Source organism: Paraburkholderia sp. Ac-20347 (genome assembly GCF_017104805.1).
Taxonomy (GTDB): Bacteria; Pseudomonadota; Gammaproteobacteria; order Burkholderiales; family Burkholderiaceae; genus Paraburkholderia; species Paraburkholderia tropica.
Genome location: NZ_JAAGPN010000225.1, coordinates 1 through 13,366, shown reverse-complemented (window position 1 = coordinate 13,366; position 13,366 = coordinate 1). Strand labels below are relative to the sequence as shown.

15 protein-coding genes are annotated in these 13,366 nt (G+C 67.1%); 4 read left to right on the top strand and 11 right to left on the bottom strand.

The window, feature by feature from the left end; translation table 11 throughout:
- Both G3N97_RS29715 and G3N97_RS29710 read right to left on the bottom strand, forming a co-directional pair.
- Positions 1–398: rod shape-determining protein (locus G3N97_RS29715; protein ID WP_205996514.1), on the bottom strand; the 398-nt coding region annotated here is incomplete at its 3' end.
- Positions 399–792: 394 nt separating this feature from the next.
- The gene (locus G3N97_RS29710) at positions 793–1,440 is read right to left on the bottom strand and encodes a dienelactone hydrolase family protein (protein WP_205996513.1); all 648 of its coding nucleotides are present in this window, start codon (positions 1,438–1,440) and stop codon (positions 793–795) included.
- Between the two features lie 438 nt (positions 1,441–1,878).
- Here G3N97_RS29710 and G3N97_RS29705 point away from each other — a divergent pair, with 438 nt between their 5' ends.
- From G3N97_RS29705 to G3N97_RS29690, 4 genes are read left to right on the top strand one after another with little or no spacing between them, the layout of a single operon-like run.
- On the top strand, positions 1,879–2,562 hold the full coding sequence (locus G3N97_RS29705) for a YdcF family protein (protein WP_205996512.1): 684 nt from the start codon (positions 1,879–1,881) through the stop codon (positions 2,560–2,562).
- A 19-nt stretch (positions 2,563–2,581) separates the two neighbouring features.
- Positions 2,582–3,730: a galactosyldiacylglycerol synthase gene (locus tag G3N97_RS29700; RefSeq protein WP_205996511.1), complete on the top strand. Its 1,149-nt coding sequence runs from the start codon at positions 2,582–2,584 to the stop codon at positions 3,728–3,730.
- On the top strand, positions 3,727–4,242 hold the full coding sequence (locus G3N97_RS29695; RefSeq protein ID WP_205996510.1) for a hypothetical protein: 516 nt from the start codon (positions 3,727–3,729) through the stop codon (positions 4,240–4,242). The genes G3N97_RS29700 and G3N97_RS29695 overlap by 4 nt, the downstream gene beginning before the upstream one ends.
- Complete coding sequence (locus tag G3N97_RS29690; RefSeq protein WP_205996509.1) at positions 4,229–4,693, top strand: tyrosine-protein phosphatase; 465 nt, start codon at positions 4,229–4,231, stop codon at positions 4,691–4,693. Before G3N97_RS29695 ends, G3N97_RS29690 begins: the two co-directional genes overlap by 14 nt.
- Before the next feature lie 12 nt (positions 4,694–4,705).
- Here the strand turns inward: G3N97_RS29690 and G3N97_RS29685 are convergent, their stop codons facing one another.
- The 9 genes from G3N97_RS29685 to G3N97_RS29645 form a co-directional block, all read right to left on the bottom strand.
- Positions 4,706–5,761 (bottom strand): GntR family transcriptional regulator, encoded by a 1,056-nt coding sequence (locus G3N97_RS29685; protein WP_183713587.1) that lies wholly within the window; start codon positions 5,759–5,761, stop codon positions 4,706–4,708.
- A gap of 19 nt (positions 5,762–5,780) precedes the next feature.
- On the bottom strand, positions 5,781–6,968 hold the full coding sequence (locus G3N97_RS29680) for an extracellular solute-binding protein (RefSeq protein WP_205996515.1): 1,188 nt from the start codon (positions 6,966–6,968) through the stop codon (positions 5,781–5,783).
- A gap of 107 nt (positions 6,969–7,075) precedes the next feature.
- Entirely contained in the window at positions 7,076–8,164 is a 1,089-nt protein-coding gene (locus G3N97_RS29675; protein ID WP_205996508.1) for a GTP-binding protein, read from the bottom strand.
- Positions 8,161–8,460, bottom strand: a complete 300-nt coding sequence (locus G3N97_RS29670) for a hypothetical protein (protein WP_065060717.1) — start codon at positions 8,458–8,460, stop codon at positions 8,161–8,163. The genes G3N97_RS29675 and G3N97_RS29670 overlap by 4 nt, the downstream gene beginning before the upstream one ends.
- A 74-nt stretch (positions 8,461–8,534) precedes the next feature.
- Positions 8,535–9,293, bottom strand: a complete 759-nt coding sequence (locus tag G3N97_RS29665) for an SDR family oxidoreductase (protein WP_205996507.1) — start codon at positions 9,291–9,293, stop codon at positions 8,535–8,537.
- Between the two features lie 75 nt (positions 9,294–9,368).
- A complete protein-coding gene (locus tag G3N97_RS29660) occupies positions 9,369–10,124 on the bottom strand; it encodes an SDR family NAD(P)-dependent oxidoreductase (protein ID WP_205996506.1) in 756 nt (251 codons plus the stop codon).
- Positions 10,125–10,153: 29 nt separating this feature from the next.
- Entirely contained in the window at positions 10,154–11,491 is a 1,338-nt protein-coding gene (locus tag G3N97_RS29655) for an MFS transporter (RefSeq protein ID WP_205996505.1), read from the bottom strand.
- A gap of 83 nt (positions 11,492–11,574) precedes the next feature.
- Positions 11,575–12,459: a polysaccharide deacetylase gene (locus tag G3N97_RS29650; RefSeq protein ID WP_205996504.1), complete on the bottom strand. Its 885-nt coding sequence runs from the start codon at positions 12,457–12,459 to the stop codon at positions 11,575–11,577.
- An 18-nt stretch (positions 12,460–12,477) separates the two neighbouring features.
- A partial coding sequence (locus G3N97_RS29645; RefSeq protein ID WP_241030909.1) for an amidase family protein occupies positions 12,478–13,366 on the bottom strand: 889 nt, incomplete at its 5' end.

The following is a 13,366-nucleotide window of genomic DNA, read 5'->3' as shown; positions in this document are numbered from 1 at the left end:
CGGCGCTCGACGCGCGTGGCCGCGCCCGGCACGCACACGGTGAAGGCCGGACGACGGCCGAACAGGCGGCGCGGCTGCGCCATGGCGACGAAGCGGCGCATCATGTGCTCGGCGGCCGAAAAGTCGGCGATCACGCCATGCACCAGCGGCTTCACGGTTTCGAGGTTCTGCGGCGCGCGGCCGACGAGCGCTTTGGCGTCGCGGCCCACGGCGGCGACCGTCGTTTCGCCGGCCTTGCCCAAGGCGCCGCCGCGCTCGAAGCAGACGACCGAGGGCTGATCGAGCACGATGCCCTCGTCCGCCGTATAGATCAGCGTGTTGGCCGTGCCGAGATCGAGCGCCACGTCGTGGCGGGACAGCTTGTGCAAAAAGGATGAATGCCGCGCGGCTTGAGCCATGTCGTCTTGTCTGTATGGAGCGGCCCTGCCGGCGGACCGTTCCGGATCTTCAACCCGGTCTGCAGCTATCAGAAACGATCGCCGGCATCTCGTGGATACCGCGGGTCTGAAGGTCTGCGCGCGCTGTGAAACGCGAATCGGGCACGTGGGGCCCCGTGGCCCACTGGCTCCTGTTAACGGCCAAGCCGGGCGAGACTTTAATCGCGCCAAAAATAACCCGGCAGCTTAATTCACAAATGTAAAGAAATGATGTCGGGCCGCCGCGACAGGCGGCCCGTTCCAGGCGAAACGTCAGCGCAATCGTGGCTGAATTCGTCTGCGGAATACGCGCCGTTTTCAGGCGCGATCCACGCGATGTTTCGCGTTCGCGCGTTGCACGCGAACGCGTGCGCGCTCAGGACTGCAATGCACGCACCAGCGCGTCGCGGCCGAGCATCGCGCCCTGCGCCGTGATGGTGTGACCCACGCCAGGCAAGGCATACGCGGCGACAGCGAAGCCCGCGTCGCTGAACGCCACAGCCGCGCGTTCGAGTTCCTGCACGGGAATTACTTCGTCGTCCTCGCCATGTACGAGCGTGATCGGCGTGCGGCTATGCGTCACGACAGGCGTCGACAGACGGCCCGCAAACGCGACCACGGCGGCCGCGCCCTGCTCCTGCGTCGCCGTGTAATAAAGCGACATAATCGAGCCCTGCGAAAAGCCGACCAGCGCGAGCGCGTCGACGCCGAGGCCCCAATGCGCGAGTTCGTCGGTGAGACGTTTTTGCAGCACCGGCAACGCCGCCGCGACGCGCGCGCCGCGATTCGTTTCGTTCACGTCGCGCAGACTGAACCACTGGCGGCCGCCGAAGCCGCCATCGAACGGCTCGCTGCCGTCGAGCGACGCGAACGCCACGCCGGGCAGCGCGTCGCGCCAGGCGTCGGCGAGCGGCACCAGATCGCGTGCGTTGCTGCCCACGCCGTGCAGCAGCACGACCAGCGCGCGCGGCGCGCCTTCGGCCGGCGCGAGACGCCAGCCGCCATCGAATTGTTCCCAGCTCATTGTTGCGATTCCCCTGTGAGCTTGATCGTCGGATGCATGCGCGGATCGCGGATCGGGCATCGCCCTTGCGCGCCGCGCGCCAGCCGCAAGCATACGACGCCCGCGCGCACGGCGTCGGCGAGGCGGGCAAACGAAAGGCGGCGGTAAGGTCGCTGCGGGAATAGCGGCGCGCGCGGCCGCGGCCCGACACGCCCGACACAGTTGGCCAGAATCGCGGCGCACCGGCACTTCGCGGCGCTACGCTGCGCCCGTGTGTTCGCGATCCGCGTGCGCCAGGCGTGCTTCGCGCTCGTACCCCACAAGCGGTCGCCGCGCATCTCGCGTGGTATCGTTGCCGCCGCGGCCCACGTCGGCCGCGCAGCCGATGAACACCCGCACTCCAGCAAGGTTGTCATGACGCACACACCCCGAAGAAGGTCCCGCCTTCTTCGCCTTTGCATGCCGATCGGTATCGTCTGGGTCCTGGCCGCCCTCACGATCGCGCTCTCGGGCCTGGCGACACCCGAGCAGCCGTCCGAACTCGGCGCGATCTTCGGCAACGGTCTCGAAGCCGACGGCACGCCCGCGACGCTGCTCGCCGAACGGCTCGACGCGGGTCTCGACTGCTATCGCGCGGGCCGCTGCCAGCGTCTTTTCATCAGCGGCAGCCTCGACGGCCCCGGACTCGACGAAACGCTCGCCATGCAGAACTATCTGATCCAGCACGGCGTCGAGCCGCACGACATCGTCCCCGACCGTGCTGGCGACAACACGCTCGCGAGCGCCCAGCATCTCGTCGCCTACATGCGCGAGCGGCATCTCGGCTCGGTCACGCTGGTCAGCCAGTACTACCACCTGCCGCGCGCCCGGCTCGCCGTCGCGCGCGCGGGCGGCGACGCGTTCGCGGTCTACGGCGTCTATCCGCGCACCTTCCATGTGCGCGACCTCTATTCGAGCTGGCGCGAAGTGCCCGCGTGGCTCGTCTACCGCGTGCGCCTCGGCGCGAATCCCGATGCGCAACCCGTGACGATCCGCCCGTTCCTGTCGATGTTCAACCTGATCCGCAGCCTGTTCACGGGCGAGGCCGCCGATGCGCCCACCGGCGCGCCCGGCCCGACGTCCGTCCCTGCCTGGAAAACATGAAATGCACGACCTGCGTGAAATGAAGCGACCCGTCAAGAAACTGCTGGTGCTGAGCGTCAGCGCCGGTGCCGGCCATACGCGCGCGGCCGAAGCGATCAGCGCTTACGCCGCGACCCATCCGGCCGGTATCGAAGCGCTGCATCTCGACGTCATGGACTTCGTGCCGTCCACGTTCCGCAAGATCTACACCGACCTCTATCTCGCGCTGGTGCGCTCGCAGCCCGCCATCTGGAGCTATCTCTACCAGAAGACGGATCGCACCGATCCGGCCGCGCTCTCGCAGAAATTGCGACGCGCCGTCGAGCGCCTGAACTGCCGCTCGCTGTTCGCCGAAATCGAGCAATGGCAGCCGGACGCCATCGTCTGCACGCATTTTCTGCCCGCCGAACTGCTCTCGCGCGAGATCCGCAAGACGCGTCTCGACGTGCCGGTCTGGGTGCAGGTCACCGATTTCGATCTGCACACGCTGTGGGTCGTCCCGCATCTGAGCGGCTATTTCGCGGCCAACGACGAAGTGGCGTGGCGCATGCGCACGCGCGGCCTGCCGCCGGACGCGATCCACGTGACCGGCATTCCGGTGATGCCCGCGTTCAGCCAGCCGCTCGACCGCGCCGAATGCGCCGCCTCGCTCGGGCTCGATCCGAAGCGCCGCACCTTGCTGATGATGTCGGGCGGCGCGGGACTCGGGCCGATGGATCAGCTCGCCACGCGCCTGCTGGAGATGGACGGCGACTTCCAGCTGATCGCGCTCGCCGGCCGCAACCGCGACCTGCTGGCCGCGCTCGAAGAACAGGCGAAGGCGCATCCGGGCCGCCTCTTTCCGCACGGCTTCACGCGCGAAGTCGAGCGCCTGATGGCCTGCTCGGACCTCGTCATCACGAAGCCCGGCGGCCTGACGACCTCCGAATGTCTCGCGATGAATCTGCCGATGCTGCTGAATTCGCCGATTCCCGGCCAGGAAGAGCGCAACGCCGACTTCCTGCTCGAACAAGGCGTGGCGCTCAAGGCCATCGACGACGACGCCCTCGCCTATCGCGTCCATACCTTGCTGCACGATCCCGCGAAGCTCGACGCGATGCGTCAGCGCAGCGTGCCGCTCGGACGTCCGCTCGCCGCGCGCACGGTGCTCGACCTCGTGACCGGCACCGGCAACGGGGCCGCGGCATGACGCTCGCGCGATTCGTGCCCGCGCGCCGCACCGTCGTGCTGGTCGCGTGGGTCATGCTGCTCGCGTTCTTTTTCGCCAATGTCGAAATCCAGATTGAAGGCAGCGCGGGCTGGGCGGCGAATCTGCCGACGTGGCGCATCGAAAAGAGCTGGCTGCAGGACATATTCTGGGGCGGCCGCCCGATGACCGGCTATCACGCATGGGTCTTTCCGTTCGTGGCGCTGTTCTTCCATCTGCCGCCGATCTTCAGCGCGCGCTGGTCGTGGCGCATCGAAGCGCGTCTGATCGCCTGCATCATGGTGTTCTGGATTACTGAGGATTTTCTGTGGTTCGTGCTGAACCCGGCGTTCGGACTCGCGCGATTCAAACCCGCCTTCGTGCCGTGGCACATCCACTGGTTCGGCCCCGCGCCCACCGATTACTGGACCATGAGCGCCGTCGCGCTCGTGCTGTTCCAGTTGTCGCGCGGCTGGTGGCGCACTTCGAAAGACCTGTTCTATGGCCGTTCATAACCTGTTTCGCCTCACGCCCTCGCTGTTTCGCAGCGCGCGCCTTTCGCGCAAGGACGTCGCGCATCTGCAGGAACTCGGCGTGCGCAAGGTCATCAGCTTTCGCGCGTTTCATTCGGATCGCCGCATTCTCGCGGGCTCCGGCATCGCCACGCTGCGCATTCCGATCAACACCTGGAATATCCGCGATCGCGACATGCTCGCCGCGTTGCGCGTGCTGCGTCACGCCGAACGCGACGGCCCGATCCTCGTGCATTGCCAGCACGGCGCCGATCGCACCGGCCTCGTCTGCGCGCTCTATCGCATCGTCTATCAGGACTGGACGCGCGAAGCCGCGCTCGACGAACTGCTCAACGGCGGCTTCGGTTTTCATGCGATCTGGCAGAACATCCGCCGCTATCTGACCGAAGTCGATATCGAGCGTCTACGCCGCGAACTGGGCAAACACCCCTGAAAACAAGGGGTTTTATGCGAGCCGCTGCATATACGGCGGCAGCGCGGGCTCGGGCAGCACCGCCAGCACCTTGAGGCGTTGGAGCGTGCGTTTCTGGCCGCGTTCGAGATGCACGGCCAGAGCCTGCGACGCGCGCTGAAACTCGCCGTCGCGCAACGCTTCGAGCACGCTGCGATGTTCGATCAGCATGCCGTTGTCAGGATGCAGATTGAACGCGTCGTAGAAGGCGTGATTGACCGTCAGCGGCATATGCGCGCCGGTGATCGTCGCGAGCAGTTTGCGGTTCGGCGCATGGCGCAGGCAATCGACATGCAGATCCGTTTCGAGCCGATACAGCGCGGCGGCATCGACGGAATCCGGATCGGCGATGGCATCGGCCAAACGTGCGAGCGCCGCTTCGATCCGCTCGCGCGGCAGCGACGGCGCGCTCGCGAGCAACGCGGCCGGTTCGAGCAGCAGGCGCAGTTCGTAATCCTGCGCGACCGCGCGCGCGGTGAGCGGCCCGCACAGCCAGTGCGAATACGCCGATTTCTCGACGAGACCCACATCGCGCAAACGCGTCAGCGCCTCGCGGATCGCGCCGCGGCTCACGCCGAAATGCTGCGCGGCGAGCGTCTCGTCGATACGAAAATGTCCGAACACCACGCCCAGCGAAATGGCCGCTTCGAGCGCGTCGTAAATGCGTTCGCTGGTCGAGGGAATGTCGAGCGGCGCGGGCGGTTCGTCGAAACCGAGCGCGGCTTCCGAGAGCGGTGCGCGCAGCGGCTCGGGCACGCTGCCGTCGGAATGCGCGACGAGATAGCCGCGTCCGTCGAAGGTATGCAGCAGACCGCCCGCATGCAGCATTTCGAAGGCTTTGCGCACCGGCACGCGGCTCGTGCCGAACATGCGCGCAACCGGTCCTTCGAGCAGCACGAGGCCGGGCGCGATCTTGCCGAGCGCGATCGCGCTCTTCAACTGGTCGTGAATCAGCCGGTAACGCAGGCGGCTGTCCGCGTTGGTTTCGGGTAGGTCCGCCGCTGGTGTGGGGGCGTGCTCTGGCTGGGTGGCGCGTGAGCGTTTCGTCATCGTTGCTTTGCTGGCGCCGTCACGACCGCATGAATTCGGTCCACCGGCGCACCAGATAATTGTGCTCGTCCATCACCGAGTTCCACACGGCAATGCGGCCCATGCGCGACAGATAATCGCCGCCATCGCGGCGCTGCCCCATGCGCACGAGATGACGCGTGGTCGGCCCCGGCAGCTCCGCCGCCGCGGGGGCACCATCGTACCAGTATGCCCACTCGGCGTCGTCGAGCTGCGCACGCGCGCGCGCCGGATTCGACATGTAATAGCCCTGCCGCGCCATCGTCGCGCCGGCCCAGCCGTCGAGCCACCAGTTCAGGTAGTCGTAGGCGGCGTCGAGCACGCGGCCATGCGCGGTGCGCGAGATCGACATGCCGCCGAACCACGCGCGATAGCCCTCCTTCGGGCACGCGAGGCGAAAGTGCAATCCGGCGCGTTCGAGTTCGATCGTGGCCGGCGACCAGATGCTCTGGATCGCGACCTTGTTGGCGATCATCAGATCCGCGGCCTCGGCAAAGGTCGACCAGAAACCGGCGAAATGGCCGCGCCGCTTGTAGTCGACGAGCACGCCGATCAGCGCGTCGATTTCCTCGATGCTCAGATTGCCGATGTTCTCGAAACGCATGAGCCCGCTGGCCTCCACGGCGAGCGCGGCGTCGATCGCGCCGATCGCCGCATCGGCCTGCAAAGCGACGCGGCCCGCCAGTTCGGGCGCGAGCAGCCATGCCCAGCTTTCCTCGCCGTTGCGCAGCGAAGGCGGCAGTGCGTCTTCGAGATAGACGAAGCTGTCGGCGTTGTGCGTGAGCGGCAGCATGCTGATGCGCTCGCTCGGCTCGCGCGAGAGCGAGTTGTCGGGCTGCACGAAGAGGCGGTCGGCGGGCACGCTGCCCGCGTTGCGTATCGCGTTGGTCGCGCCCGCAGCGGCAGCGCTCGAACCCGACGGCACGTCGATACGTCCCGTGCGCGCCAGCCCGTTCACTTCGTTCCAGCGCGCGATGCGTGTCGTGTCGATCGGTTGCAGCGCATGCGCGGGCCACAGGCAATCGATGCTGTGAATCCACTGGTCGTAGATTTCGTAGCGCTCGGGATGCATGACGCCGTGACGCTGCACGTCGAGTCCATCTTCGACGATGAAGCGCAGCTTGATGCCGAGGTCCTGTTCGGCGCGCTTGCGGATATGCTCGCGCAGCGTCACAGACGTGCCGAGCACGCGCAATTCGACCTTCGAGGGATGCACGGCGGGCGCACGCGGCGCGGCGGCGGGCTCGTTGGCGGCCGGATGGGCGCCCGATCTGGCGGTGCGGGAAGAGACGGGATTCAAGTCGGGACGTCGGCGTGATGAAGATGCGCATGAAAGCGCCGGTAAGACGCCATGATAGCGTCTTGCGAGAGACCGTCGGTGATGAAGACGAGGCGCGTCGAGCGCTCGGCGTCGGGCCACGCGTCGAGATGCAGGACCGGATGCACGAGGTGATGCACGGCATGCAGCACGACGGGCAGATCGCTGCCTTCGAGCGCGAGCACGCCCTTCACGCGCAGGATGCGTTCGCCATGACGGTTGAGCAGCATCGTGAGCCAGAGCGTGAACACGGCCCAGTCGAGCGGTTCGTCGAAACGCGCGCAGAACGCTTCGATGCGCGCGAGTTCGGCTTCGTGCGCGGTGGGGGTCGCTTCCGGGCTTGCTTCCGACTCTTCGCGCTCGACGCCCGCGAGACGCAGCGTTCTGGTCGCGCCGCCCACGCGCGACGCGGCCTGCATGGCCGCCTGCAGCGGGTCCACAACGGGCGCGGCCAGCACGTCCTCCAGTTGCGCATGCGGCGCCTGCACATCGCGCAGATGCACCTGCGCGGCGGGATTGAGCGCCTGCAATTCACCGACCAGCGCCTCGATATCGGCGGCCTCGGCGAGATCGGTTTTCGTCACCAGAAAACGGTCGGCGGCGCTCACCTGCGCGAGCCATTCGGGATGCGCGGCGCGCTGCGTGCGCGCGTTCACGGCGTCGACCACGGTGAGCGTGGCCGCCAGCGTGTAGTGGCTCGCGAGCACGGCGTCGCCGAGCAGCGTCGCGATGATCGGCGCGGGCGTGGCCAGCCCCGTCGTCTCGACGATCACGCGCGAAAACGGCGGCGTCTCGCCCCGCGCGCGCCGCGAGAACAGCATCGCAAGCGCTTCTTTCATTTCGCCGCGCATCGCGCAGCACAGACAGCCGTTGTCGAGCAGCACGGTTTGCGGCCCGACCTCGCCCATCAGCAGATGATCGAGCCCGACCGCGCCGAACTCGTTGACGAGCACGGCCGTGTCGCGCGCGCGTTCGCCCGTGAGCGCGTCGGCGATCAAGGTGGATTTGCCGCTGCCGAGAAAACCCGTGACGAGCGTGACGGGCAACACATCGTAGGCGAGGCTCATGCGGCACGCTCGTCAGCGTCGTCGAACAACGCGAGCGGATCGAGCGGACGCCCGAGCATTTTTTCGGCCGCGCGCCAGACCTGCATGAAGTCGCTGACGATTTCCTGCGCGCCCGTGGGCGACGCGAGCACGAACGACTGACCATGAAAATCGGCGAGCGTGAGCCGGAACGGCCGCAGCACGCGATTGGCCAGCGCAACCTGCGCGTAACGATGCCGCCGCGCGCCCGCCTCCGCACCCGCCGTCGCATTCGACCAATGACGCCCGCCGCCGAGCACGCCGCACATTCCACACATTGCCTGACCTCGCTTGCCTTGCTTGAAGTGCCTTGCTTGAACTGCTTTCGCGACCTCTATCGCCGCCTCGCCCATCAGGGCATCACGTCGCCGGAATTCGGGCCGAGCGTCTGGCCCACGAACAGATTGCCGCCCGGATCGGACGCGAGCAGCACGGCGGCGGGCGCAACTTCCTCCGCGCGGCCGAAGCGGCGCAACGGCAATTCCGCCGACTTCGCCTCCTTCCACGCGGCGCTGATGCCGTCGACGAGCGGCGTCTCGATCGGCCCCGGCGCGATGGCGTTCACCAGCACGTTCTGCGGCGCGACCTCGATGGCGAGCGACTTCGTAAAGCCGATCACGCCCGCCTTCGCCGCCGAGTAATGGCACAGCTCCGCGCCGCCCTTGATGCCCAGTTGCGAGGCCACGTTGATCACGCGGCCCCACTTCTGCGCGAGCATCGCAGGCAGCGCGCGGCGCGTGCAGAGAAACACGCTGCGCAGATCGACGCGCATCATATCGTCCCACATCTGCGTGGTGAGATCCACGCAGCGCGCCTGCGTGAGCATGCCCGCGTTGTTGACGAGAATGTCGATGCCGCCGAACGCGCCGATACAGCGATCGACGATCGCGTTCGCGGACGCCTCCTGCCCCACGTCGGCGGTGACGGTTTCGACCTGCGCGCCGAGTGCGCGGCACGCGTCGGCCTGCGCTTCGAGACGCATCGTGTCGAGGTCGGCGAGCACGAGGCGCGCGCCGGCCTGCGCATAGGCACGCGCGATCGCGGCGCCGATGCCGCTCGCCGCGCCGGTGACGACCGCGCGGCGGCCGTCGAGTGAAAACGCTTGAGTCATGGTGTCGATGTCCTTCTACATGCGTGTGCGTGTTTGCACGTGTTTACACGTGTATCGCGAATGACGCGACGCGCGTCAGCCCGGCCAGCGCACCGTGAGGCCGCCGTCCGCGACGATCGCCTGGCCCGTGATGTACGAGGCGTCGTCGCTGGTCAGGAAGCGGATGAGGCGCGCGATCTCGTCGGGCCGTCCCACGCGCTTGAGCGGAATGCCGGCGGCGGCTTCGCGCAGACCTTGCGGTCCGAGCGAATTGACCGCGTCGAGCGATTGCGGCGTCTCGATCAGCCCCGGAATCACGGCGTTGCAGCGGATGTTGCGCGGCGCGAGTTCCATCGCGACGGCGCGGCACAAACCGGGCACGCCCGCCTTCGCCGCCGAGTAGTGCACGTGGTTTTCCCAGCCGTACACGCCGCCCGCAATCGACGACACCGCGACCATCGCGCCGCCGTCGGCCATATGACGCGCGGCCGCGCGGAAGGTGCGCATCACGCCCGTGAGATCGACGTCGAGCATCTCGTGCCATTGCTCGTCGCGCATCTCGGTGAGCGGCGCGGCGCGCAGCAGGCCCGCGTTGGCGACCGCGTAATCGAGGCGGCCGAAGCGCCCGAGCGCGACTTGCGCGAACGCCTCGACCTCTTCCGCCGAGGTCACGTTCACCGGCTGCATCAGGCACTGTCCGCCCACGGCTTCGACCGCGCGCGCCGTGGCCTGCGGGTCGTGCGGATCGCCCGGAAAATAGCCGCCGACGACGGCCACGCCGGCCTGTGCGTAAGCGACGGCGAGCGCCTGGCCAATGCCGCTCGCGGCGCCGGTAACGAGTGCGACTTTCACGTTTGAATCTCCTTGAATGAGGGTGGGCGTCACTGCACGCCGTCCGGCGTCACATGCTTCGCGAACAGCACGAGCAGGCCGGAAAGAAAGCACGGCAGCGCGCCGAACCAGAGCGCGGCATGCAGCCAGTCGCTACCTTGATTGAGCAGCGTGGTCACGCCGATGCCCGCGAGAATCGCGCCGATCGGACCCATCGCGTGCACGATCGAGCTGCCGGTGCCGCGAATCGCCGTGGGATAGCTTTCGCCGATGAAAAACAGCGCCGCCGAATACGGTCCGATCAGGAAGAACAAGCCGAGGCTGTAGAGCGCGACGACCATGCCCGTGCTGCTCGGTCCCAGCAGCATCGCCGCGAAAGCGAGACCGCCGAGCATCCATCCGATCGCGAGCGTATTGCGACGGCCGATGCGATCGCCGATCCAGCCGTGCGTGAGATAACCGCAATAACCGATCACATTCGAGAGCACGAGAATCAGCAGCGAGCTTTCGAACGAGACGTTGTGCACGCGCGTGAGCACCGTGGTGCCGAGCACGCTGAACACCTGAATCGCCGACCAGTTCAGCAGAATGCCGCCGCCCAGCACCAGCGTGGCGCGCAGCGCGCTGCCGCGAAACGCCTGCGCGATGCCCGCGCGGCTGTGCTCCTCATAGTCGACGCGATGTTCGCCCGCGAGCGTGCGCGCCTCGCCGTCCTGGCCGCTTTCGCGCAGCACGCGAATCTGCTTGTGCAGCAGGAATTGCGGGCTTTCCTTGAGGCGGCGCGTCATGAAGAAAATGACGATGGCGGGAAACGTCGCGAAAATAAAGCAGCCTTGCCAGCCGATGCGCGGCAGCAGCAGCGCCGTGAGCGCCGAAGCGAGCAGCGCGCCGATCGGCCAGCCGCCCTGCACGAGGCTGTAAATGAAGCCCTTGCGCTTGTTGAGCTTCGGGTCGTTGGCCGCCGCGTAGAGTTCGTTCAGATAGGTCGCGTTGACGGTTTCCTCGGCGTAACCGAGGCCCGAAAGCGAGCGGATCAGCACCAGCGGCACTTGCCCCATCGCGCCGCCCACGACGGTCAGGCCCGAGCACACGGCCGCGCCCGCGACGGTCCACAGCAGACCCGCGCGACGGCCGAGACGGTCGAGCACCGGACCGATCGCGAACGCGATCACAGCGGTGCCAACGGCTACGAGCGTCGCGATTTCGGCCTGCGCGGCGGCATCCCAGTTGTAATGACGGCCGATCTCGGGCAACAGCGTGCCGAACAGAATGAAATCGTAGACGGCAAAAACCCACGCGAAGAACGCGACGACGGTTGCCCGCTTCACGTCGCCCGGCAGGATCTTCTCGAGTTTGAAGCCCGAGGCGGATAGCGGATTCTCTTGCATCGTTCGCACTCCTTCAGATAGGTGTGGCATTGAGGTTATGGTTGTATGAGCGCGCGGCGCATGCCGCGCGCGGGTCGGAACAATCAGCCCTTCTGGCGCGGGTTGCGCTTCAGGAAGTCATCGGCGATTTCATCGCAGGTGCAAAAACGCACGCCTTCATGCGACTTGAAGTGCGCGATCAGGCGTTCGAGCATCAGCAGCACCTGCGGGCGCCCCGACACGTCCGGATGGATCGTGATCGGAAACACCGCGTAGTCGTGCTCGCGATACACCCAGTCGAACTGGTCGCGCCACATCTGCTCGATGTCGCGCGGATTCACGAAGCCGTGGCTGTTCGGCGACTTCTTGATGAACATCATCGGCGGCAGGTCGTCGAGATACCAGTTCGCGGGCACTTCGACGAGATCGGTTTCCTCGCCGCGCACGAGCGGTTTCATCCACGTATCGGGATGCTTGCTGTAGTCGATCTTCGTCCACGTATCGCCCACGCGCACGTAATACGGATGGAAGTCGTTGTGCATCAGGCTGTGGTCGTACTTGATGCCTTTTTTCACGAGCAGCGCGTTCGACACCGGGCTGAATTCCCACCACGGCGCGACATAGCCGGTCGGACGGCGGCCCGAGAGTTGCGTGACGAGTTCGATGCTGCGGTCGAGCACGGCCTCTTCCTGTTCGGGCGTCATCGCGATCGGGTTTTCGTGGCTGTAGCCGTGAATGCCGATTTCGTGGCCCGCGTCCGCGACTGCTTTCATCTGCTCGGGAAACGTTTCGATCGAGTGGCCGGGGATGAACCACGTCGTCTTGATGCCTTCGCGCTCGAACAGCTTGAGCAGGCGCATCGAGCCGACTTCGCCCGCGAACAGGCCGCGCGAGATGTCGTCGGGCGAGTCCTCGCCGCCGTACGAGCCGAGCCAGCCCGCGACCGCGTCCACGTCGATGCCGAATGCGATCAGGATTTCCTTTGCCATATCGAATGCTCCTTGTTTTCAGTGCTGCGAGGAAAAGACCGCCTGCGCGGCTTCGGCCACGGCAAGCAGACGGTCGTCGTCGTTTTGCGCGCGCAACAGTTGCGCGCCGGTGGGCAGCCCCGCGTCGTCGCGGCCGCTGGGCAGCGCGACGGCGGGCGTATCGAGAAAACTGCCGGGCATGGTGAGCGCGAGCGTCGCGAGATTCACGCGCGCGAACAGATCGGCGTCGCGTTCGAGCGGCGCAAGCGCGGGCGCGACGTGCGGCACGGTCGGCAGCACGAGCGTGGCGTTGCCGAGTTCCTGCGCGAATGCGGTGAGCAGGTCCGCGCGGCGCGCGTGCAGTTCGGCCAGACGCGTGGCGCTCACGTTGCGGCTCGCTTCGAGCCGCGTGCGCACGCGCGCGTCGAGGCGCGCCGCGTCGGGCGAATCGAGCAGCGAGCGGTAACGCGCGAACGCTTCGAGCGATCCGATCCAGCCCAGCTCGCGAATCACGTCGCAGGCCGCGAGAAAACTCGCGGGCGTGTGCGTGTCGATCGTCGCGCCGGCGCGCGCGAGGCGGGCCACGAAGGTGTCGAGATTGCGCGCGACGGCGTCGCTCACGCCGAAGCGCGCGAGGCTGCGTTCGTCGTAAATGAAGCGCTGGCCGCGCAGGTCCGGCAGCGGCGCGACGCGCGCGGCGTCGCGCAACAGCGCGTCGAAGTCGATGCAGTCGGTCACGTCGTGCGCGAGCGGGCCGGACGTATCGCAGGTCTGCGACAGCCCGGTCACGCCCTCGCCCGAATAGCGCGCGGTGCTGGCGCGATAGCCGGCTAGGCCGTTGAAGGCGGCGGGCACGCGGATCGAGCCCGCCGTGTCGGTGCCCATCGCGAGCGGCACGACGCCCGTGGCGACCGCGATCGCCGAGCCG

What these genes read in the sequence shown, in the direction of transcription:
- G3N97_RS29705 (WP_205996512.1), top strand. Translation starts at nt 1,879, where the DNA reads ATGCCGATCGGTATCGTCTGGGTCCTGGCCGCCCTCACGATCGCGCTC.
- G3N97_RS29710 (WP_205996513.1), bottom strand. Translation starts at nt 1,440, where the DNA reads ATGAGCTGGGAACAATTCGATGGCGGCTGGCGTCTCGCGCCGGCCGAA.
- G3N97_RS29690 (WP_205996509.1), top strand. Translation starts at nt 4,229, where the DNA reads ATGGCCGTTCATAACCTGTTTCGCCTCACGCCCTCGCTGTTTCGCAGC.
- G3N97_RS29650 (WP_205996504.1), bottom strand. Translation starts at nt 12,459, where the DNA reads ATGGCAAAGGAAATCCTGATCGCATTCGGCATCGACGTGGACGCGGTC.
- G3N97_RS29700 (WP_205996511.1), top strand. Translation starts at nt 2,582, where the DNA reads ATGAAGCGACCCGTCAAGAAACTGCTGGTGCTGAGCGTCAGCGCCGGT.
- G3N97_RS29675 (WP_205996508.1), bottom strand. Translation starts at nt 8,164, where the DNA reads ATGAGCCTCGCCTACGATGTGTTGCCCGTCACGCTCGTCACGGGTTTT.
- G3N97_RS29695 (WP_205996510.1), top strand. Translation starts at nt 3,727, where the DNA reads ATGACGCTCGCGCGATTCGTGCCCGCGCGCCGCACCGTCGTGCTGGTC.
- G3N97_RS29685 (WP_183713587.1), bottom strand. Translation starts at nt 5,761, where the DNA reads ATGACGAAACGCTCACGCGCCACCCAGCCAGAGCACGCCCCCACACCA.
- G3N97_RS29655 (WP_205996505.1), bottom strand. Translation starts at nt 11,491, where the DNA reads ATGCAAGAGAATCCGCTATCCGCCTCGGGCTTCAAACTCGAGAAGATC.
- G3N97_RS29670 (WP_065060717.1), bottom strand. Translation starts at nt 8,460, where the DNA reads ATGTGTGGAATGTGCGGCGTGCTCGGCGGCGGGCGTCATTGGTCGAAT.
- G3N97_RS29665 (WP_205996507.1), bottom strand. Translation starts at nt 9,293, where the DNA reads ATGACTCAAGCGTTTTCACTCGACGGCCGCCGCGCGGTCGTCACCGGC.